20 protein-coding genes are annotated in these 23348 nt (G+C 46.2%); 4 read left to right on the forward strand and 16 right to left on the reverse strand.

All coding sequences use genetic code 11. The annotated features are described in order from the left end of the window. Window positions 1–46: 46 nt before the first annotated feature. The 7 genes from ACFQ0C_RS38270 to ACFQ0C_RS38300 all read right to left on the reverse strand — a co-directional run bounded on the left by ACFQ0C_RS38270 (window position 47) and on the right by ACFQ0C_RS38300 (window position 8297). A complete protein-coding gene (locus ACFQ0C_RS38270) occupies window positions 47–1588 on the reverse strand; it encodes a TCP-1/cpn60 chaperonin family protein (protein ID WP_258213055.1) in 1542 nt (513 codons plus the stop codon). Further along, window positions 1585–2610 carry a heat-inducible transcriptional repressor HrcA gene (gene hrcA / locus ACFQ0C_RS38275; RefSeq protein ID WP_258213056.1) on the reverse strand — a complete coding sequence of 342 codons (1026 nt, stop codon included), beginning with the start codon at window positions 2608–2610 and terminating at the stop codon, window positions 1585–1587. The genes ACFQ0C_RS38270 and hrcA overlap by 4 nt, the downstream gene beginning before the upstream one ends. A gap of 255 nt (window positions 2611–2865) precedes the next feature. Next, on the reverse strand, window positions 2866–3354 hold the full coding sequence (locus tag ACFQ0C_RS38280) for an N-acetyltransferase (protein ID WP_379375088.1): 489 nt from the start codon (window positions 3352–3354) through the stop codon (window positions 2866–2868). An 82-nt stretch (window positions 3355–3436) separates the two neighbouring features. Further along, window positions 3437–4600, reverse strand: a complete 1164-nt coding sequence (hemW, locus tag ACFQ0C_RS38285) for a radical SAM family heme chaperone HemW (protein ID WP_379375090.1) — start codon at window positions 4598–4600, stop codon at window positions 3437–3439. Between the two features lie 85 nt (window positions 4601–4685). Then, window positions 4686–6497: a translation elongation factor 4 gene (lepA, locus tag ACFQ0C_RS38290; RefSeq protein WP_379375092.1), complete on the reverse strand. Its 1812-nt coding sequence runs from the start codon at window positions 6495–6497 to the stop codon at window positions 4686–4688. A gap of 78 nt (window positions 6498–6575) precedes the next feature. Beyond that, window positions 6576–6995 carry a hypothetical protein gene (locus ACFQ0C_RS38295; RefSeq protein ID WP_379375094.1) on the reverse strand — a complete coding sequence of 140 codons (420 nt, stop codon included), beginning with the start codon at window positions 6993–6995 and terminating at the stop codon, window positions 6576–6578. A 51-nt stretch (window positions 6996–7046) separates the two neighbouring features. Continuing rightward, window positions 7047–8297 carry a stage II sporulation protein P gene (locus ACFQ0C_RS38300; protein ID WP_379375096.1) on the reverse strand — a complete coding sequence of 417 codons (1251 nt, stop codon included), beginning with the start codon at window positions 8295–8297 and terminating at the stop codon, window positions 7047–7049. Between the two features lie 219 nt (window positions 8298–8516). Between ACFQ0C_RS38300 and ACFQ0C_RS38305 the strand changes: the two genes are divergently transcribed. Beyond that, entirely contained in the window at window positions 8517–10223 is a 1707-nt protein-coding gene (locus ACFQ0C_RS38305) for a methyl-accepting chemotaxis protein (protein WP_379375098.1), read from the forward strand. A 77-nt stretch (window positions 10224–10300) separates the two neighbouring features. Here ACFQ0C_RS38305 and gpr read toward each other — a convergent pair whose 3' ends face one another. Next, window positions 10301–11293 (reverse strand): GPR endopeptidase, encoded by a 993-nt coding sequence (gpr, locus tag ACFQ0C_RS38310; protein ID WP_379375100.1) that lies wholly within the window; start codon window positions 11291–11293, stop codon window positions 10301–10303. Window positions 11294–11485: 192 nt separating this feature from the next. Here gpr and rpsT point away from each other — a divergent pair, with 192 nt between their 5' ends. Continuing rightward, window positions 11486–11758 (forward strand): 30S ribosomal protein S20, encoded by a 273-nt coding sequence (gene rpsT, locus ACFQ0C_RS38315; protein ID WP_258213064.1) that lies wholly within the window; start codon window positions 11486–11488, stop codon window positions 11756–11758. Between the two features lie 71 nt (window positions 11759–11829). Here the strand turns inward: rpsT and holA are convergent, their stop codons facing one another. The 3 genes from holA to ACFQ0C_RS38330 form a co-directional block, all read right to left on the reverse strand. After that, window positions 11830–12849: a DNA polymerase III subunit delta gene (holA, locus tag ACFQ0C_RS38320; RefSeq protein ID WP_258213065.1), complete on the reverse strand. Its 1020-nt coding sequence runs from the start codon at window positions 12847–12849 to the stop codon at window positions 11830–11832. Between the two features lie 500 nt (window positions 12850–13349). Beyond that, window positions 13350–14729: an anti-sigma factor family protein gene (locus ACFQ0C_RS38325; protein WP_379375103.1), complete on the reverse strand. Its 1380-nt coding sequence runs from the start codon at window positions 14727–14729 to the stop codon at window positions 13350–13352. Between the two features lie 112 nt (window positions 14730–14841). Next, complete coding sequence (locus ACFQ0C_RS38330; protein WP_258213067.1) at window positions 14842–15399, reverse strand: RNA polymerase sigma factor; 558 nt, start codon at window positions 15397–15399, stop codon at window positions 14842–14844. A 293-nt stretch (window positions 15400–15692) separates the two neighbouring features. Between ACFQ0C_RS38330 and ACFQ0C_RS38335 the strand changes: the two genes are divergently transcribed. Next, window positions 15693–16835, forward strand: a complete 1143-nt coding sequence (locus ACFQ0C_RS38335; protein WP_379375106.1) for a DUF2264 domain-containing protein — start codon at window positions 15693–15695, stop codon at window positions 16833–16835. An 899-nt stretch (window positions 16836–17734) separates the two neighbouring features. On the opposite strand, the gene ACFQ0C_RS38340 is transcribed toward ACFQ0C_RS38335, so the two are convergent. Genes ACFQ0C_RS38340 through ACFQ0C_RS38350 form a run of 3 tightly spaced genes read right to left on the reverse strand, consistent with a single transcriptional unit; the run spans window position 17735 to window position 19374 of the window. After that, window positions 17735–18145: an S-layer homology domain-containing protein gene (locus ACFQ0C_RS38340; protein ID WP_379375108.1), complete on the reverse strand. Its 411-nt coding sequence runs from the start codon at window positions 18143–18145 to the stop codon at window positions 17735–17737. Next, a complete protein-coding gene (locus ACFQ0C_RS38345) occupies window positions 18142–18429 on the reverse strand; it encodes an S-layer homology domain-containing protein (RefSeq protein WP_379375110.1) in 288 nt (95 codons plus the stop codon). Before ACFQ0C_RS38345 ends, ACFQ0C_RS38340 begins: the two co-directional genes overlap by 4 nt. Window positions 18430–18456: 27 nt before the next feature. Next, the gene (locus ACFQ0C_RS38350; RefSeq protein WP_379375112.1) at window positions 18457–19374 is read right to left on the reverse strand and encodes an EamA family transporter; all 918 of its coding nucleotides are present in this window, start codon (window positions 19372–19374) and stop codon (window positions 18457–18459) included. Between the two features lie 237 nt (window positions 19375–19611). Here ACFQ0C_RS38350 and ACFQ0C_RS38355 point away from each other — a divergent pair, with 237 nt between their 5' ends. Then, window positions 19612–20055, forward strand: coding sequence for a hypothetical protein (locus tag ACFQ0C_RS38355; protein WP_379375114.1), 444 nt, complete (start codon window positions 19612–19614; stop codon window positions 20053–20055). A gap of 16 nt (window positions 20056–20071) precedes the next feature. On the opposite strand, the gene ACFQ0C_RS38360 is transcribed toward ACFQ0C_RS38355, so the two are convergent. Together ACFQ0C_RS38360 and ACFQ0C_RS38365 are read right to left on the reverse strand one after the other, a co-directional pair. Then, window positions 20072–22678, reverse strand: coding sequence for a DNA internalization-related competence protein ComEC/Rec2 (locus ACFQ0C_RS38360; RefSeq protein ID WP_379375116.1), 2607 nt, complete (start codon window positions 22676–22678; stop codon window positions 20072–20074). A gap of 150 nt (window positions 22679–22828) precedes the next feature. Further along, complete coding sequence (locus ACFQ0C_RS38365; protein WP_258213073.1) at window positions 22829–23341, reverse strand: deoxycytidylate deaminase; 513 nt, start codon at window positions 23339–23341, stop codon at window positions 22829–22831. Window positions 23342–23348: the final 7 nt, after the last annotated feature.

A 23348-nucleotide genomic window follows, 5' to 3' on the forward strand; every position in this document is an offset into this window, starting at 1 on the left:
GATCCGAATCCACAATACTCTCTCTACTATTCTAACCACAACCCCGTTATTCTTCCGTACGAGGCTGCTTCATCTTAATTACTGTATGAATCCGCAGCACCGCCGCGGCAACTTCCCCGGCAGCCTGCAGCGCATGCAGCTTCACCTGGGCAGGGTCAACCACGCCGTGCTCCAGCATATCAACCAAATAGCCGGTGTCGCAATCAATGCCGAGAGAATCCGAGCCGGCTGCAATTTGCGCAGCCTTCACTTCCTCGACCTTCTCGAGCGGATTGTAGCCGGCATTGACTACAATCTGTGCGAGCGGCTTGCGCAGCGCTTGGGCTACGGCTGCAACGCCGAAGCCCTCCATGCCCTGGATCGTCTCGCGGTGACGATCCAGATCGTATGCGGCGGCCATCTCGGCTGCGCCGCCGCCGGGCAAGCACCCGCCGCGCAGCGCAGCCTGCACGGCGGAAGCCGCATCCTTGGCGATGCGCAGTCGCTCGCCAACGACCTCGCTCGTGCTGGCGCCGACGACGATCGTCACCTGCGTCCGGCCCTTGCCTTCGGCCATGCGGACGCATTCGAGACGCTCGTCATACGATACGCGCCCAGCGAAGCCGAGATAGCCTGCCAGCTCGGCGGCAGGCTTGCGCAGCCCGCTGCGGCGGATCGGCCGCGCGCCCGTGTATTCGCACACGAGTCGCAGATCGTGGCGAGGGACCCGCTGTACGACCATGATACCATGGTCGGTGCAGAACTGCTCCGCCTCCGCGTTAACGCCCCGGTCGGCGATTACAAGCCCTACTCGCAGCTCGACCAGCTTGTCGAGCCACTGTCGGAACTGCTCCTTCAGCTGCATCTGCTTCTGAAAGCCGGCTTCCGTCATGAGCGCTTCCTCATCGATCGTCTCCGGCTCGAAAGCATCCTGAAAGACAAGCACCGAAGCTGAATCCGGTGGAAAGTCCAGCTGTGCGTTAACCGGCTTCTTCTGAATCAGAAGCCCCGGCCATACTTCGCTGATTGCGCGACTGTGTGAAATCACAACATCCGCAAATCGGAAGCTTTCCTCCTGCAGCTTGTGAATACCTAGGCGCTTCGCGCCTTCCAATATCAGCTCAGCCAAATCTGCATGCTCACGACCGGCAATGTAGCCGACCCTGTACAGCAGAGGATCCTTAAATCCTTCGATCCTGCGGCTGCGTTTGGCTAATGAAGCCAGCGCCGTCGCCACCCCTTCTTGAATGCCCTTGACGACCTTCGCTACCGGCACTCCGCGCGTCACCTGTGCAACCCCTTCAGCAACAATAGCCCCAGCCAGCACGGTGGCTGTCGTTGTACCGTCGCCTACCTGCTGCTGTTGAGAACGCGCGACCTGTATAAGCAGGCGTGCAGCCGGATGAGTGACATCCATCTTCTCAAGAATGGTCACGCCATCATTAGTAATGATGACTTCACCCTGTCCGCCGACAAGCATCGTATCCAAACCTTTGGGTCCAAGCGTACCTTCGACTGCGGAGCAGATCGCACGAATTGCACCTGCATTATTGAGCAATGTGGCATACGTGTCATCACCTTCATGCGACACTGGCTTCATTGAATTCATTTATACCATCGCTCCAGCACCAGCGTCATATCCTTGGACAAATGATCCAACAAATGGATAACCTTGCCATAATCCATACGGGTCGGACCCAGAATACCAATCGTTCCCAGATGCTTGCCTTCAAAAGTATAAGATGCGGTTATCAAGCTGCAATCATTGATGGCGGCCATCGTGTTCTCACTGCCTATTCGCACCTGTATACCTGTGGAAGCGCCCGTGAAAAGCTTGGCAAGCGTCGGTGTCTCTGCGAGTAAATCAAGTATATTCTTGACCTTCTCCATATCCTGAAATTCCGGCTGTGTCAGCATATTCGTCGTTCCACCCAAGAAAATCCGGTCCTCTTCGCCTTGATCAATAACGCCGTTGAGCATGGTGAGAATTTCCTCATACCCGGATATACAGCTGCGCATTTCCTCGCCAATCTCTGTAAACAGCTTTGATTTGAATTGAAGCAGCGGTACATTCTTGAGTCGGGCGTTAAGCAGGTTTACAACTTTCTCAATTTCCGACATAGGTATACCTTCGGGAATCGACACAGTCTTGTTCTCTACCTGGCCGCTATTAGTAACTACAATGGCAACTGCGGTTCGCTCATTCAGAGGAACGAGCTGCAGGTGACGCAGTGTAGTGCCGAACATTTCAGGTCCCATTACAATAGATGTATAATTAGTAAGATTCGACAAAATCATCGCAACCTGCTGGATGACCTGCTCCATCTCTTGCATTTTCTCAGCAAAAAATAATTTAAGCACGTCAATCTCATGCTGTCCAAGACCCCCGAAAGTAACCAGGTGGTCCACATAATACCGATATCCCTTATGGGACGGAATTCGGCCTGCAGAAGTATGCGGCTGCTCCAGGAAGCCCATTTCCTCCAAGTCGGACATTTCATTACGAATGGTTGCCGGGCTGAACCCTACATTGCCCCGTTTGGATATGCTGCGCGAGCCAACCGGCTCGGCGGAGCGAATATAATCGTCTACAATGGCACTTAAAATATGGCGTTGGCGTTCTGTCAACATGAACATACCCCCCATCCACAGTCATTCATTATGTTGAATTAAAAGCTTCTGTTTGTTTGTCGTTAGCACTCCAATCTGACGAGTGCTAATTCATATTACAAAAATAACAGACCCAACGGTCTGTGTCAAGTTAAACTACCGCTACAATACTGCAATTTTCGAGCGGCTGCCCTTGTTCACCCCATCATCAAGAAAAGCAAAAATCGGTCTCCCTGATATTTAATCAAGAGACCGATTCATTTATACTTCTGACGGCTAGCTGCCCGAAGCTGCAACACCGATTGGATCTACCATTTTTAATACCGCTATCTCATCACAGCAATCTCTCTTTTTGCAATGAATACAATCCTTCCATACCTTCTCGGGGAAAATTTCTTTCTGAACAACAGAAAAACCATTTCTTTCAAAGAAATTAACCGCATAGGTTAATGCCATTACCTTTGGAATTCCCTGTTGTCTAGCTTCCTCTACAAGAAAATCTACGATTGCATTGCCGATGCCCAATCCTTTATGTCCTTCAGTTACTCCAAGAGAGCGAATTTCAACCAGATCTTGGCCGAGCCGCGTTAAGGAACCGCAGCCAACGAATTGGTCATCTATAACAGCGACAACAAAAGTATCGATTTGCTCGGCTAATGTTTCCCTCGTTCGGGGCAGCATGATCCCTTGCTCTGCATAGCCTTGAATAATAGTATACAGCGTCTCGATATCCTGCTCATTTGCTTTTCTGCACGTTACTGTCATAGAAAACCCACCATTTCATGTCGTAAATTCAATTTATATGAATAAATATACAACAAAACGTATAAATAATTCAATATAAAATTTATTCGGCTGTCAGGCTTACAAACTCTCCAAACACTTCGTTACCAAGCAGCAGCCCATTCTCCGACAGCTTGTAGCCTTCCTCTGTTACCTCCAGCAGCTTTCGTTCCAAAAGTTTGCTCAGAGGATTGCCAAAGACAGCTTCCAGCTCCCTGCCGAATTGTTTGCTGAAATCAGCTCGCTTCACTCCACACAGCATCCGCAAGCCGACCATCATGAAGTCCTCCATTGCATCCTGCTCGCTGATTTCATATTGCTCCAGCAGCGGCAGTCCATGGAGGGTCGCATCGATATAAGGCTGTACGCCTTTAATATTGACATGTCTCTTTCCATACATATACCCGTGAGCACCGGCCCCTAAACCGTAGTAACTCCGATTCAACCAATACATGCTGTTATGCCGGCTCTCATAGCCTGGCTTAGCGAAGTTGCTGATCTCGTACTGTTCGTACCCGGCCTGCCTCAAACGCTTCATAATTAAAAGGAACATTTCCACTTCTTCATCTTCGTCCGGAAGAGGCAGTTGATTTTTTTGATAAAGCGAATGAAACAACGTATGCTCTTCCACCTTCAAGCCATAAATGGAGTAATGCTTCAAGTCAAGCGCCAGCGCTTTATCAAGGGTATCGTTCATTACTTCAACCGTCTGATTCGGAAGTCCAAACATCAAATCGATGGACATATTCGTAAAACCAACGCTTCGTGCATTTTCGATACTCCTGTACACGTCATCCGTATTGTGGATCCGGCCTATCCCTTCCAATAAAGCATTGTCAAACGACTGTACCCCGAAGCTGATCCGATTGACGCCGCCTTCCTTCATGGCCTGAAGCTTCTCCTTATCGGTTGTCCCCGGATTAGCTTCCATCGAAAACTCGAGTTCAGCCGATGGATTCGGAAAGTAGGTGCGTACTCGCTTCAAGAAGCTTTCCATCTGATCCGGCAGAAGTACGGTAGGTGTTCCACCGCCAACAAAAATAGTTTCGATCTGCTGCGGCGGTACGAGCTGAACGGTCCTTTCCATCTCCCGCTCCAACGCATCCAAATAATCCATGACTGGTTGGCCTTTTAATACATAGGAGTTAAAGTCACAGTAATGGCATTTGTTTGTACAAAACGGAATGTGGATATATACCGCAGCGGGTGTTTCATTTCTGTGGATCATCGTTAACATTCCTCCCTGTTATCTTTCTTAACGTGACATAAAAGCAGGTGCGTCAGTTGCACGCACCTGCTCATGATTTATTTTTCTAATCGTCAAGCTTCAATACGGCCATGAACGCTTCCTGAGGCACTTCAACACTGCCGACCTGCTTCATTCGCTTCTTGCCTTCCTTTTGCTTATCCAACAGTTTCCTTTTTCTCGAAATATCGCCGCCGTAGCATTTGGCTAATACATTTTTGCGCATCGCTTTAACGGTTTCCCTCGATACGATTTTTTGGCCAATCGCCGCTTGGATCGGCACCTCGAACATTTGGCGCGGAATTAGATCCTTCAGCTTCTCGCAAATAATTTTTCCGCGATGGTAAGCCCGATCACGGTGAACGATAAACGAAAGAGCATCGACCTGCTCGCTGTTCAGCATAATATCCATTTTGACAAGATTGGATTTCTTATAGCCTGACAGCTCATAATCGAATGAAGCATAACCTTTGGTACTTGACTTTAGTTGATCAAAGAAATCGTAAACGATTTCGGACAGCGGAATATCATAAGTCAAGGTTACACGTGTTGTATCCAAATATTCCATATTGATAAATTCGCCGCGCTTGCCTTGGCAAAGCTCCATGATGGCTCCAACAAAATCATTAGGGACAATAACAGCAGCCTTTACGTAAGGCTCCTCTACGAAGTCGATTTTACCAGGCTCCGGAAATAGCGACGGATTCTCGATGCTCAATACCTCGCCATTTGTTTGCGTTACTTTAAACACAACGCTTGGTGCGGTAGTAATCAGATCGATGTTGAACTCACGTTCTATCCGTTCCTGAATAACATCCATATGCAGCAGACCGAGGAATCCGCAGCGGAAACCAAAGCCTAACGCAGTAGAAGTCTCTGGTTCGAAGCTAAGTGAAGCATCGTTCAACTGCAGCTTTTCCAAAGCTTCACGCAGGTCGTTATAGTCGCTAGTTTCAATCGGATAAAGTCCGCAGAACACCATAGGGTTGATTTTACGGTAACCCGGCAGCGCTTCAGGCGCCGGATTTTTGGCATCGGTAACGGTATCCCCGACACGCGTATCGCCAACGTTTTTTATTCCGGCAACGATGAAGCCAACATCTCCAATTTCAAGCGAGTCTACGGTTGACATCCGTGGTTTAAAAGCACCGACCTCAATAACATCGAACACTTTTTCCGTAGCCATGAACTTGATTTTGGAACCCGACTTGATGGAGCCGTCAATAACACGCACGTAGACGATTACACCTTTGTAGGGATCATAATGAGAATCGAATATTAGCGCTTTAAGCGGCTTGCTTGGATCTCCCGTTGGAGCCGGAACAAGCTTGACCACCTGCTCTATGATTTCCTTGATCCCAATCCCTGCCTTGGCGGAAGCTAATACCGCCTGGCTCGTGTCGAGCCCAATTACATCCTCAATCTCCTGCTTAACCCGCTCAGGGTCTGCACTAGGCAGATCGATTTTATTAATGACCGGCAATATTTCCAGGTTGTTGTCGAGTGCAAGGTATACGTTAGCTAACGTTTGTGCCTCGATTCCTTGCGCCGCATCAACCACAAGCAGTGCGCCTTCACAGGCTGCAAGGCTGCGGGATACCTCATACGTGAAATCGACATGCCCAGGCGTATCGATTAAATTCAAAATATAATCTTCTCCGTCATCCGCACGGTAACTTAAGCGAACGGCCTGCAGCTTGATGGTAATGCCCCGCTCGCGTTCCAGATCCATTTGATCCAACACCTGCTCTTGCATTTCGCGCGAGGAGAGTGCTCCCGTATATTCAAGTATTCGGTCTGCCAGCGTCGATTTTCCATGGTCGATGTGAGCAATAATTGAAAAGTTCCTAATCTTTTTCTGTCTGGCTAGAATATCCATTTGCGCTGACCCTCACTAACCTACAAATTTACAATACCTCTAATTATAGCAGTTGTGAGTGAAGGCATCAATGCAAGGTTATCCGGTAACCATTTCGAACAAGGAAACGACGAGGCGGATCCCATGGTAGGCAATAATTTGCAGCAGCTCCCCGACTTTATTCCCAAGCCTGGCAATGCCCGAGGTTTCGTTTATTTCAGCTTTTGGCTCCGTTTCCTCCTTGGGCTCTTTTTTTCCTTTTCCTTCTGCTGCCTGTGTCGTTCCAGCTGTACCGGCAGCCTTGCTTCCGTTCGGTCCCACTGTTCCGCCACCCGCTTTCGAATCCTGAGGCTTCTCCGCTTGCGGCCATAAACGGACGCCGCCTGACTCAGGAGCGGCTTTTACAATCGGTCCCTGAATGCGCTCAACACCGCGAGTAGCTAAGTCAACCCCGAAAAAGATACAAAATCCCATTCCCAGCACTATCAGCAGCAGCTTGATATAAAAATTATTTCTCATCCCTTAAGCGCCCCCAGAACGAATTCGTTCTTTTTTTCCAAATAGTCTTCTTTAATTTTGCTTTTTACCGTCTTTGGCTCCGGCAGGTGTTCCATCCACTTTTTGCACATTAAGCACCACTTCTGAAATAGCCTCAGCCAACAGGTCAACGGTTCTGTAGCATTCCTCCAAGGAATTGTCCACGCCTCCAACCTCTATCAGCACACTATTGGGCGAAAAATTTTGATTATACACCCCGTTCCCTTCTGCCGCTTTAGCAAAGGAGCCTTTAGAAATACCCGGATATTTGCTTTCCAGTGCGTGATGGATATCTGAAGCAAATTGTTCGTTTTCTTTCCAATTCGCATTTTTACCGCCAATAACAAAGTAGACTTGCGCATAATCTTTGCCGTTTATCTCAACGGTCGTCTTGCTCCTCCGCTGTGAATCTCTATGAATATCAAAATAAAATTTCAGATCCGGATGGGAGGCACTGGCTTCTTGCAATGTTTTGAGAGAGTATTTATAAGAATAATAGTAATTGAAGCTTTTCTCGATAGCCGGATAGTTTTTATCCGAATGAACGGCTCCTATACCTTCCTTCTCCAGCATTTGCGCCAGTCTCAGACCCACTAACGTTACATTTTTTTTCGGATCATAAGCTTTATCGGGATCCTTCACCCCATCAAGCTCCGGTAAATAGGACTCCTGATTATGGGATTGATAGATGAAGGCCACATTACGTCCCGCCATCCTCGGAGGCTGTGCAGTCGGGATTTGAGGCCCATGCGTCGTATCGTTCGTTTCAGGTGGAGCCGTCGGATTCGCTGTTATAGAGCCTTCACCGCCTTCGCCATTCTTCGGAATGACATCCCCCTTCGGACCATAATCCTCCGGCCCATCCTCACCTGTAGCTGAGCTGCTTCGCAATACTACCGAGCGGTCTTGAGCCAAACCCGGCATTTCTCTGGCTATGAAAGTTTTCGGGTCCTTCCAATTCAAGTCTGTGAGCAAAGAAAATAGAAATCCAGATACATTGGACTGTGAAAACGTAAACGTCTGACGGTCTGTCTGCATATAAGGCACTTCCATTCCCATCATATCCATAAAAAAACGACTCGATACCGACGAAGCTAACCCCTTCATAGATGAGACAGGTGCGGAATTATTCATTTTCGTTTGAGCATACCCAAGCAATCCAAGTGCTATAAAAAACAGCAAACAACCTGTCACAAGAGCCGTTATTACCCGAAAATAAATACCCAAATCCTGTCCAGCTTTACGATATTTGTTCACATTAATAGTCACTGCTGTCCATTTCATGCGCATTCCTCCTGAGAGTTTTCGTTAGAAAACTTACTTCGTAAGCATAAGGCTGAGCCATCTATCAGACTATCTACCGAAATAATTGACCACCGACCGCTAGTATCAAATCTATGAGTATTTACTAGAAGATAGAACCAAACTCATCTAATACTTTATTTGCTATATTCCGATAGTTTTCTTAAAGACTATAATCATTAAAAATCCGGGGGGACCTCTATGAAAAACTTGTCTTTGAAATGGAAATTACTTTTGAGCTTTGGCCTGTTAATCTTGCTCTTTGGGGGGATCGTCGCGTATAACTACACCGAATTGAACACGATAAACGAGATGTCCAAAAAACAGCTTGCAAGCTCAGAGGACGAGAAGCTGGCATTACGGTTTGAGAGCACAATTGGAATTCTATACAGCCACCAAGCCGATCTAATCATTAATGAGAATCAGGAATCGATCCAAAATTACCGCGAAGAAACAGAAAGTATCAAAAAACAATTGAAAGCGCTGACAGAAAGTGTGAATACGGATGAGGAGAAAAAGTGGGCCGCTCAATTGAAAACATCGACCGATGCGTACCTGGCTGTTTTCGACAAAATCGAAGCGGTATTTAATAAACGTAATGCCCTATCCTTCGCTGAGCTCAAAACCACCTATAAAAAGCTCGATGACGAAAGCGATCAGCATAAAAAATTACTATTCAGCACCATCGACTCGATAAATGAATCTAACAGGCGCGAGATGGCTGTACTAAGTGATTTACTACAGGACACGATAGCTAAAGATATCCGTATCCTGATCTTTGTTTTGCCTCTTGCTGTCCTGATCGGTTCATTGTCCGTCTTCGTGATAACGCGTATGCTTACCAAACCAATCTCAAGGCTGGTAGAAGCTACAGAAAAAGTTGCCCAAGGCGATTTAACTGTAAACATCCGTATTGATTCTAGAGATGAGATCGGCAGATTAAGCGCAAGCTTCGGTGAAATGATCAAAAGTTTACAACAAATTATCCATGAGGTTGGAGATCATGCCATTCAAGTGTCTGCTTCAACAGAGCAGCTAACAGCCAGCGCAGAGCAAACAAGTCAAGCGACACAGCATATTGCCGAAACCATTCAGATCATGGCCTCAGACAGCGAAAAGCAAGTCCGCAGTGTAAATGAAACAGCTGAAGCCGTAAATACAATGAGTGAGAGCGTTAATCAAATTTCCGAGCACACCAATCATGTAGTTGGAGCGTCTATGAAAGCTTCACAAACAGCGACTGCTGGGAGCAAGACCGTTCAATCCGCCATTCAACAAATGGATTCTATCCATAAAACGATCGATAAAATGAGTGCGGTCATTCAACGTTTAGTTCAGCGATCCAATGAAATCGGAGAAATGAACAAGGTCATAACTACGATAGCCGTCCAGACCAACCTTTTGGCGCTAAATGCTGGCATAGAAGCTGCAAGAGCCGGTGAAAACGGCAAAGGCTTCGCTGTAGTTGCTACTGAGGTCCGTAAGCTGGCTGAACAGAGCTCACATTCTTCTCAACAGGTTGAGCAAATTATTTTAACCGTGCAGGAGGAAACAGCAGCCGCGGCGAAAAGCATGACCGAAGTAGCTGCAGGAATAACTGCAGGATTGGAAGCCGTTCAATTTGCCGGAAGTTCGTTCGAGGAAATTTCTTCAGCGGTTGGCGAAGTAAATGTGCGCATCAATAACGTTTACGGGTCACTGCAGCTGATTTCGCAAAATAGCGAGCAGATAGTAACCGCAATCGGAGAAATCGTAGCGATAACAGAAGGCACTGCAGCTGGTGCGCAAAATGTTTCCGCAGCAACGCAACAACAGCTTGCCTCCATGGAGGAAGTCGCTACATCCTCTTCACATCTTTCTCACATGGCCGAGGACTTGACCCAATTGATTAGACGTTTTCAAACCTGAAGCTGCATACAAATAAAAAGGCATTAATCACGGCTGCACATACAGTCGGATTAATGCTTTTTTTGTACAAGCTGTAATTAATGGGTGTAGGCCGATACATTATCTACATCCACTGCCTCATGTAAGGCTGCATTCAGACCGCTCGCGATGATATTAGCGACATCTTCGATGAACTCGTCAATTTCCTTTGGTGTAACAAGCAGGTCATGACCAATGGGGCTTAGCACTTCCCTTACCAGCTCAAGCCTCTCCTGCTCCTCCATATCATCCAGAAGCCCAAGAATTTGTGCCGTATTGGCGGTTTGCTGTTGAAAGTGCGTCCGCATCATATCAATCGTGTTATTGACGATAGTAGAGGCATACACTACCGTCGGTACGCCAATTGCAATGACAGGTACTCCTAATGTATCAACTGTTAGGCCTTTCCGCTTGTTTCCAATACCGGATCCCGGATGAATTCCTGTATCCGCAATTTGAATGGTTGTATTAACCCTTTCAAGTGATCTCGAAGCGAGCGCATCGATAGCAATAACTAAATCCGGTTTTGACTTCTCCACGATTCCTTGTACTATTTCTCCTGTCTCGATTCCAGTCGTTCCCAATACACCGGGAGCAACGGCACTAACCGGACGATATCCAGGACTCACCTCACCAGGCATCAGTTCAAAATAATGACGGGTGACCATTACATTTTCTACAACTATCGGACCTAATGCATCGGGTGTCACATTCCAGTTGCCTAACCCTATTATAAGTACCTTCCCCATCGGGCTTATGTTCAGCTTGGCTAAAAAAGCTTCGAACTCCCTTGCAAACACCGTAGCAACCCTGTCCTGCAGATTACTGTCCTTCTTCCGTAATTCCGGTACCTCTATTGTGATATAATGACCAGGGAGCTTGCCTATAGCAAGGGCTCCCTCCTGGGAGGTTATGTCGGTTTTACTGATCCGAATGCCATCTATATTTTCCGATGACGTAAGTACGCCGGGAATTACTTCACCGGCTGGGGAGGCCAGATTATGAGCCTCTAAAGCCAGGTCGGTCCGAACGGAATAATTGCTTAAATCCATCGTGCCATCTCCTTTCAGCATAAGCATGCTTATTTAGTGTGTGATAAAGCAAAGCGGCTTATGCAAAGTATTGTTAGAACCGTCTTAGCGACTCTATTGCATTTTGATATATGGCGTGTTAGAATATCTAGAGTTGTCAACAAAATGAAAACTATATGCTTTAATGTAAGTTGTAGTAGGAGGTGAACGTCAATGCCGAACATTAAATCCGCAATTAAAAGAGTAAAAGTAAATGAAAAGCGTCGTATGATCAATGCATCTCACAAATCCGCTCTTCGCACTGCAGTAAAAAGTTTTGAAACTGCTGCAGCCAGCAGCAATGTGGACACTGCAAAAGCAGCCCTAGTCACTGCCAGCAAAAAGCTGGATAAAGCAGCGACCAAAGGTTTAATCCATAAAAATGCCGCTGCCCGCAAAAAATCTCGCTTAGCGAAAAAGCTGAACCTGATTTCTGCTCAGGCGTAATGCGAAAAAAAGGATCGATTTCCTCTTGGGGAAACGGTCCTTTTTTTGTTGTTCAGCTGTCCTGTCTAAGTTTAAGCAATCAACCGCAGCAAAAACATTTCCAAACCCAGCGCTTTATCGATCTTCCCGCTCTTCATCTGATAGTCCAGGTCAGCCAGCTGTCCCAAAATATCAGCCAATCGCTTTAACTCGAATCGATTCGATTGCCCCGAGGCAATCTTAACAGCATAAGGATGCAGTCCCAGCTGCGATGCCATTTGCTGCTGAGAATAACCCTGCTGCTGCAAATCCTTCACTTGAAACATGATGCGGAATTGTCTGGCAATCAGCGCCATAATCTTGATCGGTTCTTCCTTCCGTCTCAGCAGCTCCGATAGCATAGTAAAGGCTTTTTCGAGCTGCAGCTGCACGATATGCTCAATCAGTATAAATATATTTTGCTCAATGCTTCGCGTCACCAGCTGATCCAAAGCGTCTGCTGTAATAACGCCCCCCCGCCCTGCAAACAGCGCGCATTTCTCCAGCTCACTGGACAATGCATTCAGGCTTGTACCAGTGTACAAAATAAACTGCTCTTCCACTCCCGGCGCAAAGGTAAACCCCGCCTTCTCCGCCCCCTGCTTAACCCATTGGGTCAACTCATCGGCAGACAGCGTTGCGCACGGTACCAGATAATCGGATTCCTTGAGCGACTTCACCAGTTTTTTACGTTCATCAAGCTTATCCGCGCTTACCGTTAACACCAGAACCGTAAAATCGGCTGGCGACTTCATATAATCGGTTAACCTCTCCAGCCTATGCTCCACCTTGGTGCTCTCTTTGGCACCCGTCAGAAATAGTGCATTCGACGCTATAACCAGCTTGCTGGGAACCATAAATGGAAGCGTCTCCGCTTCTTCTATAACGGTATCCACGGAGGTTTCCGTCAAATCATACTTGGAAACTGCAAAAGCTCTGTGTTCTGGGTCGATGAGTTGGTTCGTCAGCTTATGGATCAGCTCTTGAATCAAATAGCTTTCAGCGCCGTAACATATGTAGATAGGGGCAAATATACCCTTTTGAATTTGCTTTAATGTTGATTTGTAATCCATTTTAGGCTCAGCCTCTTCCCAACTGCGATTTCATCAAAAAAAGCGATTCTACGAATCGACCTTACTTTCTGACATTATAACAAAACCTCAAACGATGCAATTCAAGGATGTGCGACCGCGCTTTAAAGGTTGGTTTTGTTGCAATGTCAGAAAGCGATTCTCCGAATCGACCTTACTTTCTGACATTATAACAAAAATTTATGATCGAAGATTATTCGACGTAGATACATTCGTGTTTTAGCGGTAATTTTTGTTGCAATATCAGAAAACGAACCTTCGGTTCTTAGCTTTCTGATATTATAACAACAACAAAGAGATTACGTCAAAACCGTACGGTTTCAACGTAACCTCTTTGCACGGTACCCATCTATATAAACACATGAAGATAGGCTCTAGAAACCTGCCTTCACATGGTCATACGACGAAGCTCGTTTAAGAAATGTAGTTTATCATACGCAGTAATAACTGCGAACGTGAATTCTTTTTGATAAAACAGCAGGTTATTTTTTCACATCTGTCTTTTCTGTCACATTAACGACATAAATTGTCTTTCCTGAGTCATTACTAATCTGATAAGTCAGCATACTTCCTGATTCCCACTTCACTAAAGTGACAACATCCTTCTCAGCAACAGAACGATTAGTAGTAAATACTGTTTTGCCCTGCTGATCTGCGATTACAACATGTCGTTCGCTATTAACTAAAGCTGTATAGACCCCATCCGGAGAAGGGAATGTATTGGCTACGGAGCTTCTCAAGTTGGAAGTTCCCATATCATCCGTTAGACCCGTTACATTAGGCTGTGGATTGGGTCCGGCAAATCCTGCTTTAGGCTGCTCAGGAGCCTGTTTTAAAGCCGCCGGAGGAACAGTTGGTGATATCTTGGGAGTCGAATCCATTGCCATTGAAGAGTGTGCGTCTGAACCACCTGCTGCATCTACTGGAGGCACAGCCTGTTGGGCCGAGTTGTTAGCTTCTGGAACACCACCTAATGGCTCAGAAGCACGGGAGTACTGATCAATGGCCGTGACTTGTTTTTCTTGAGGCTGAGCAGCCGCTGCTTCCTGTTCAGCCTTGCCTGACTGTACCGGAACCTCCTTAGCTGCTCCAGTATTATTCTGAATACTACCTCCATCACTCGTAACCTTGGTCGGAGACTGAATTCCCTGCTGCGCGTTATTGCTCTTATCTTCCGTCGGCACAGAAGCTTCTTTCTTAGGATCTGATCCCGTATTCGCGGCATTCTTAGCAGAATCATCCGCTTTGCTTACTTCTTTGTTAGTTGGAGACGCTGGAATCTTGGCCGAGCTTGCAGCCGGCGAATCGGACTTGGATTCTGAGATTGCAGACTTTTTATCTGTATTCACTGATTTAGGCTGATTCGCTGAATCTTGCTGCGCTGTACCAGAGGTGGAGAGTAGCCCATCAGCGTTTTTCATACTGCTGCTCTGCTGCTGCTGTTCAAAGACGAAAAATCCGAGAACCAGACCTGCGGCCACTACCCCGCCCACAATTCGTGTGGAAACCAGCCCACGCATCCGTTTACGCCAACTGACTAGTTCTGTACCCGACTTGTTATCCTCTTCGAGCTTCGCATCAGCTGCAATAGGAGCCGCTGCGTGCCCCGACAACGGAACGTCATCTACAGGCATCCCCATATCAATAAGCTGCAGCTTAGGCATAATCGCATCTACTAAACTATAAGCCGGAGTGACTTTAGGCAGCTGCTCTAATTCATGAGACAATGCAACCAGCCGTTGGAACAGCTCCGTGCATTCCGAGCATTGCTGCATATGTCCTAGCATCTGATTATATTCCATTTCATCGAGATCCTGATCGAGGTATCTCTGCATGAGTTCGATCACCTCTTGACACTTCATCCCCGCACACTACCTTTCTGATCGATTCAACAACTGACATATACAATAACGAAGCATAGTAACAAGAATCCCCATTATTCATGAACGGCTATTCAAAAATGGTATTTCCCGCTCAGCCGCGAATGACATCGCTTCGGGTCTTTTTGTAATCCTGCAATAACGTTTGTAATTGCTGCCTTGCCCTAAATAAATAAGACTTGACTGTGTTGATGGGCAAATCTAATGATTCGGCAATTTCGTTGTAGGAAAAATCCTGCAAATACCGCAGCACAACGACCGATCGATGATGTTCCGGCAGCTTATCAATTGCCTCTCTAATATCTTGGGCAATATACGCAGACATAACCTCATCTTCAACTGTTTTATTTGCAGTAAAATTCAGCTCATGTTGTTCTATAGAAACGGTGGGCTTAGTCCGTCGGAACTTATCAATGCATAAATTGGTAACAATCCGCTGTACCCATGTTTTAAACTGAGCTTTCTCTTCGTAGGAATTAATTTTGGAATAAATACGTATTAATGCTTCCTGTGCCGCATCCATAGCGTCCTGCTCATTTCCCAGAATGTAATAAGCAGTCCGGTACACATGATTTTCAATTTCTCGCAGTAGGGTAATTAGAGCGTCGCGATCGCCCGACTGGGCAGCCTTTATCAGTTCTGGCGCTACCACTGAGATCCCCCTCTCTTGCAACCTTATAAACGTTGCTTCATTCAATAATGTTGCACTCTATTTTCAACTCATATAATCATTTTAATATTAACTATTCTATTAGAATATCAAATTTTTAGTAGAAGGTACATATACGGAGCATATTGGCAAATACTTATTAAATGTCGCTAGTTGTAGAACTAAGGAGATTTACACAAATATAATTGTTAAGTTCACTAGTGATTCCTGTCTGATTTTGTTATAAAATGGTCAAAAGAAGCTTTTATTGTCGAAACATTCGGGAGGGAACTTGCATGCCGCAAGCTAATGAAGACCGCATATATTGGATTGATACACTGAGCAGAATTGCCCAGCCTGTACTTCATCATTTATCAAACCGCAATTTAAAAGACTCCATGCCTATTGAGGGAAAAATGGATGACCGTCCCCTATTCACTCATTTAGAAGCACTGGGCAGACTTCTGACAGGAATGGCTCCTTGGCTTGAAACAGGAAGCCGTGAAGGTGAAGAGGGCCGTTTGCGCGAGCATTATGCGGAATGGGCGCGCCAGTCTATCGATGCAGGAACGGATCCATCCTCCCCGGACTTTATGAATTTTTCAGAGGGGTATCAGCCCATTGTAGATGCGGCTTTTCTAGCCCATGCGATTCTACGCGCTCCGCAAGAGCTTTGGGATAAGCTTGACCCTCGGGTTCAGCATAATGTTGTTAACGCATTGAAGGCAACGCGGACACGAAAGCCAGGGTACAATAACTGGCTGTTGTTTTCAGCAATGATTGAGGCTGCTTTGTACCGCGCAGGAACAGACTGGGACCGTATGCGTGTTGATTATGCTCTCAGGCAGCATGAGCTTTGGTATAAAGGCGACGGCATATATGGCGATGGCCCTGACTTCCACGCGGATTACTATAACAGCTTCGTAATTCAACCTATGCTGGTTGATATCATTAATACACTAGGCCATGAAGATTCCTTCTGGGCTGGAATGAAAGAGAATGTAACTAAGCGAGCACAACGCTACGCGACTCAGCAGGAACGCCTGATCTCGCCTGAAGGCACGTTCCCGGCAGTCGGCCGTTCACTAGCCTATCGCTTCGGAGCTTTTCAACTGCTGAGTCAGGTAGCCCTTCAGCATCAGCTTGAAGCCAGCCTGGAGCCAGCTCAGGTACGCTGTGCTTTGACGGCGGTCATACGCCGAATGATTGAAGCGCCTGGCACCTTCGATGAGAATGGCTGGCTGACCATCGGCTTCTGCGGCCACCAGCCTGAGGTCGGTGAAACGTATATATCGACTGGCAGCTTATATTTGTGCGCAGCGGTATTTTTACCTCTTGGCTTGCCTGCAGATGATCCTTTCTGGCAAGGAGAAGCTGCATGGACAGCTCAGAAAGCATGGAGCGGTCAAAGCTTCTCTATTGATAAAGCATTATACTAGTACCGTGAATCGGCTAACTATAGCGGGATGTTTGATATCATTTAGAGTTTATACGAAAGAGCTGCCCTTAAGTTGCTAAGCAACTTAAGGGTAGCTCTTTACTTTAATATCACTTTCTATTATTCCTTTACTATCTCGATGGAAAATCAGCTTCAGTACCTTGGGCACGTTCAAGTCTCTCGTTTCATCGTAAGTCCGAAATTTTACTCATATCTTCTTTCCAAGCACACTTTTTTCTCTTTATGGAGAATATTGGACTTGATCAATCCTTTTTTCATTCTAGAGGAGAACAGGATATCAACCGGGTCACGAAAGAAATGAGATAGATGGAAATCCTCATGTTAATTCAGCCTGGATATCGTTTGAAATCAATCTAACTGGAAAAGCTCCATGTAATATAGGTGATTCTGATGATATCAGCCAAAATCCTTAGAATTAGCATGAGAAATTCCAGCTATAGGGCCAGGAACGTTATTTTTCGCAGTAATTAACCTGACATTTTCCTGATATTTGCGTCGGGTCGACGCTCCCGTGAAGTTCGCTAGGCAGCGATGCAATGACCTAACCAATCCAAACTCCAAACGCCCAAACCCGAACTTAGCACGTGTTGGAAAGCGATCACATCTCTGCCTTTCACTGAGAAGACTCAAGTAGGTGCTGCCTCAAAAGGGTACATCCTAGTGATGGAGTCCTATAAATGTGCAAAAAGAACCTTCAAATCCACTCCAGCTATCAAAGTGGAATTGAGGGTTCTTTTGCAACTCTATATTCAAGGCACGCGTGCAGTTCCCTCGCGCTGTTGACGTGCATGACGTCGGTCGACCACAGGTTAAAGTGTTGGTTGGACTGTCCCAAGATGGCCTTTGGGACAACTCTTCCGTTTTTTAAAATCAAAACTGTTACATGCTGCTCTCCACTTGCTTGGTCGAAGGACCGCAGCCACAAATCGTTATTGTGAGATAATCCAGACTTAGCAGTAGCATTCGACGATTGGCAGGTAACGTACCATTAAAAGGCCCATCAGAACGTAGAAAAGGAAGCAAATTCATAAATAAAGCGACATATTGTTTGGCATATGGAGAAACCGTTTCATCGGCCACTCCCATAGTTTCCCCTGCATCCGCATCTTTATTTAAGCCGCGAATCACAAATATCGCTAACTGTTCCCTAGTCAGTATTCCGTCAGGATTGAACAGTTTATTACCTATTCCATCGGTAATGTTCGCTCTTCTGGCAGCTTCTATATAAGGAATAGCATACACGTATACCGAATCCTTAACCGATACATCATTAAAACTCGACGTATTCAAGTAGGATCTATCTTTAATCTCAGTGAAAGAGCAATAATCTTTGCAAACTCGGCCCGACTTATCGGCTCATTTACTCCGAACTGATCCTCCGAAATTCCCTCAATATATCCTTTAGCTAACCAGCTGTCTATTTTCACCTTGATTGCAGCATCCATATCCTTGAGGTCACTGAAGTCAGCTGATGTTTTGGGCTTCGGTTGCGATTCGGCAGCATACGTCGCCTTATAACCAGTAGTACAAAGGAATACCAGGCATAGGAACACCAGTATAGCTTGCCTCCACATACCGCCACTTCTTTTTTTGATTATTGTTTATCCTTTTGGGTTTACAGATACTTTTGCAAGCGATCCGCCTGTCTTTTTTTCGGAAACAAAAATGCCAATTATTATAATAATGATTCCCATCCATTGCAAGGGGCCTTGTCTTTCTTGGAGAAGCAGTGCTGAGCATACAATTACAACAGGCAGTTCGACCGCCCCAAGCACAGAGGCTAATCCGGTTTCAATAAAAGGTGCTCCTTTAGCTAAAAAATACGATGGCAAAATCAAACCGAACAAACTCATCAGGAAAGCCCAAAACCATAGTCCCTTATCCAACGAACCGTTCCATAAAAATTGTGGGGGCATCAAAATAAGTACAATCGTCATGGCTCCAGACACGACCCAGGTGCTGCGCACCAATGGAGGAAATTGAGTAGCAACCCGGCCACTGAAGCAAATAAACAACGTGTAGCAAACCGCGGCTAATAACCCAAGAGCAACGCCACCCAGATGAACGCCCTCCCATGACCCGGAAAGAACGCCAGAGGATAGCAGTGTGCCAATTAAAACAAAAATCATGGCCAACCATTGAAAGCGGTTAGGTGCTTTTTTATCCAATAGCCACCCTAGCAGCATTCCCATCCATGTAAATTGAAATAACAGCAGCACCGCAAACGAAGCATCCAGAACCTGTAAAGATAGATAATAAAAATACCCTGTCAAGCCTGTAAAGGCTCCGCTAAACATTAGTTTCAGAACCGTTCCGAATGTAATTCCTTTCATTTTGCGAAGCTGGGGCAAACAAATCAACCATAACATGATAAATCCAAACAAATTCTGACTTCCTGTAATCTCTGCTGGCGTAAACCCGTTCTGATAACCAAGCTTAACCAATGTTGATAGAATGCCGTATGAAGCTGCGCCTAGCAATACAAGCCAGACAGCTTTCCAACGTTTCATTGATGTCATAACACATATCCTTCTTAATTATAACCCTCACCCACCCATGAGTTCTCCTAGGAGACTCACATCAGGAAATATAACAGATGTCCTATGATTATTCAAGGAATATACGTGTACAATAAATTAGCCAATTTTGACAGCGAGCTTCGACAGTATCCTTGGAACCATTGCCTTACTATGAAACTATACTATGAAACTCACATCTCACCGTCAAATTCATTATTAAAGGAGGCCAGTCCCGCGATGCAAAAAGTGATTCTTAATGAGGAATTAATGCTTCAGATCTCGCCGGATTCCCATAATCAAAATAAGTATGTAAAACAAGATGCCACACTTTCAGAACATCCCGATCAAACTAAACTTCCGAAGCTCACAATGAAGCTACTGCACGAGCTTATTAAGGAGCTTCGACAAGAGAATGCCAAGCTCTATCACCGTGTGACCGAATTAGAGCGCCAGTTGGAAGAGCTTGCTCATGTTCAAGTTGAAGCTGCCGCAGCAGCAGAACTGGCGAATCCAATCGATACAATGAAGAGTAATAGTATAGAAACAGCTGCTTATCCCGCAAATGAGCCGTCCATTCGAGTCACCCGTTCCCAACGACATCCAGCTCCCAAAAAGAAGTCATGGGCGGATTTATGGCATTTATTATTTCGTCCTTCGCTTCAGCGGCAAAATAGAATGTGAGACTTAAATTAAGAACTTAATCATCGTTCCTTTTCAACTTTGTACGAATTTGAATCTTACCGTCTTTGACTTTCATCTGGACCTCACCGTTCCTATCCGTCCGCAAAATGCTCATATCCCGCTCCTCCAAACGTCCAAGAACTTGGGGGTTTGGATGACCATACGAGTTGTATAAGCCTACGCTAATAACCGCCATACGAGGCTTCCAGAAATCAAGCCAGGCTGTGCCTGTTGAAGTTTTACTGCCGTGATGAGCAATCTTTAACACATCTATGTTTGCAGTTGCAGCAGCGGCGGTCCGCGAAATCGGGGCAGTGGAGGTGCTGTATGCTTGCGCTGTAAAATTTGGGATTGTTATTTGATTCCGATTTGTCTCAAACATACGTAATACGGCTGCTTCTGAAGCCTGATCCATATCTCCGGTAAATAGCCACCTGGTCCCCGACATTTCCATCATAAAAACAACCGATTCCGCGTTCTGCTCCTTTTCCAGCCGCAGCTCTCCAGCACCTTCTCGGGCCACGGGGACCAGCACATGCAGAATCGTTTCGGAATTTGCCTGAAGCCTATCTCCTGCATAAGCCTTAACCAGCTTGACCTGCTTGTTCAGAGCAGTTTGGAACAGCTTCTCCGCCCCAGGCCCCGGCTTGAAAGTTCCATTGAAAATAAGCTTGTTTACCGGTATTTGCTCTATTACTGCTTGCAATCCTCCAATGTGATCCGCATCTTGGTGAGTGACGATCAAATAATCAATCCGTTGAATGCCCCGTTTCTTCAGCAATGGGACCAGCAGCTTCCGGCCAACCTCATAGGGATCTTTCCGCTGCTTCCACTCATCTCCCGGTTTGCGAAATGAAATTGTGCCCCCTCCATCCACTAATATAACCTCACGGCTATGAGGAGGTGTAATAATGATGCTGTCCCCCTGCCCAACATCGATAAAATCAACCTTCCCTTCACGGTTCCACAGCTCAGGCTTATAGGCGATGGCAAGCAGCAGCAAGAGCGAAAGAATACAGATAGGCAAACCAACTATTGAAGCGCCATTTGGTATTCGCATTTCATGGCTGCTCTTTCTGGATTGATCAAGCGACAGCATTGGACCTTGCTTCACGTTCTTTTTGCGCTTTATTTGGAGCAAAAACCAAACTATGGCTGTCCAGCTTGCATAGTAGCAAATAATCCATCCGATGTCAGGTGTAGGCCAAATAGTCTGAAACCAATCCCACCGACTCGACATGTCAACCAGATCAAATATCCGGCTGTTTATCCAGGCTATTAGCCATGCAACGACTTTACCAGCAGGCACATAGGCGAAACCTAGGATTAGAGCTGCTGTTCCGCCCGGCATGGTCACCATACTGAACACAGGCACAAGGAAGAAGTTAGCGAGGAATGACAGCAACGAAAACTGATTGAAATAATAAATAGAAACCGGAAATGAAATGCATTGCGCTACAAGCGTGATTGAAACAGCATTTTTCCAGACCGTAGAGCGGATTGGTAAAAGACTGTTAACAGGCGGCACACCTATGATTAGCCCAATGGTTACTAAAAAGGACAGTTGAAAGCTTACATCCAACATAAAATAAGGCTCCCATATCAACATCCCGAGTCCTACCAGCAGCACTGTGTGCAGTCCATCCCTGAGAGTATGCCTATATGCAGCATACAACGCTATCATCGCCATTAAACCTGCCCGTATAATAGACGGAGACGCACCCGTTACTGCAATATAAAAAGGCATCAAACTGATAGCCGTAAGCAAATAGGTCTCTCTAGTGAACCGCAGTCTACGCATCAGCCATAATAAACATGCCAAAAATATAGCTACGTTTAAACCAGATACCGCTAAAATATGAGTCAAACCGAGCTGTGAAAACTGCTGAAATTGCAGCGGATCCATATCATCCGTCACTCCAATCAGCATGCTCTTCATAAATCCCGTTTGATTCCCTGGAAAAATCCTGCCAATTCCCTCCCCAAGCATTTCTCTAAATTGATCATTCCACCTCATTACAGTGTCCCAGGTCCATCGATTGGATTGGGCCAATTTAACCTGATCCGCTCCTTTCACAAGTAGCTGCCAATGAATATGCTTGAACCGCAAAAAGCTGCGATAATCAAAGCCCCCGAAATTTCGTGCCTCTCCCGGCAGTTGTAAGGCCCCCTTCAAGCCAATCTGATCCCCCCGCTGCCAAGTGAGAGCGATGTCCTGTTCTTTCTTGCTTAGCAGCTTTACGGATACTGCAATCAGCTCACCCTCATCACGATCCGAGCGAACGGTAAAGGAAGCTTTATCTCCATCCACATCAACCTTTGTAGTTATCAGACCTTCTACCTCATAAGGAATCTCTTTTTGCTCCTCAGCTGCCTGTACGAAAATAGACAATTTAGTCTTATTATGACGGTCATAATCTTCATAATAACCCGCAGCAATCACAATTATAAGTAAGCTGCACATAGCAGTCCTGCCTGGCATACGCATAAACCAAATCCCAATTGCAGCAATTCCCGTAAATAGACTGACGTACATGGACAGCCAATCCAATTGAACGTTGTATGCAAGCACATAACCCGCTGCCCATAGCAGCGCCGCTGCAACCACAGGCCGACGGTTCACAAGTGTCCCCCTTTCCAGCTACAACAAAAAGAACCTCTCCCGCAAGTCGTTACGATTGCGTGAAGAGGTTCTTCCTCAAGGATAAATTTTCATATATTTAGAACAAATGGTTCGCGGATTATGGAGCAGTCAGCACGCTGCAATTATACTTTAATGCTGTACATCCGTCACCGTTCCAACCGGGGGCTCGTACGTTTCCAGCCGACGGAAGGTAATCCCTTTTTGTTGCATTAAGGATTTAACCTTTTCGCCGTCCTTCGGGTAAGGCCTATGGTACACGATTTCGCTAATACCGCTGTTAGCCAGCATATTAGCGCAGGTCCAGCAGGGCTGATCTGTCACATAAACAACCGAACGCTCACGATCCTTCGGGTCCGTGAACAGCAGAAGATTCTGTTCAGCATGAATCGTACGGATGCAGCGCTGCTTCTTTACAACCTGTTCAGCTCCGTCCTTATCGGCCAATTCGTACTCCTCTACCAGCATGCAGCCAGCTTCGGAGCAATCCGGCACACCCATTGGCGCTCCGTTATAGGCTGCACCGAGCAGCTTCTTCCCTTGAACGAGTACGGCCCCTACATGTCTGCGGCCACAGCGCGATCTTGTCGAAGCCATATAGGCCATATCCAGAAAATACGTATCCCAGTCTTTGCGTGTTGTCATCAGGTAT

This window comes from Paenibacillus sp. GCM10027630 (genome assembly GCF_042676305.1).
Classification (GTDB): Bacteria; Bacillota; Bacilli; order Paenibacillales; family NBRC-103111; genus Paenibacillus_S.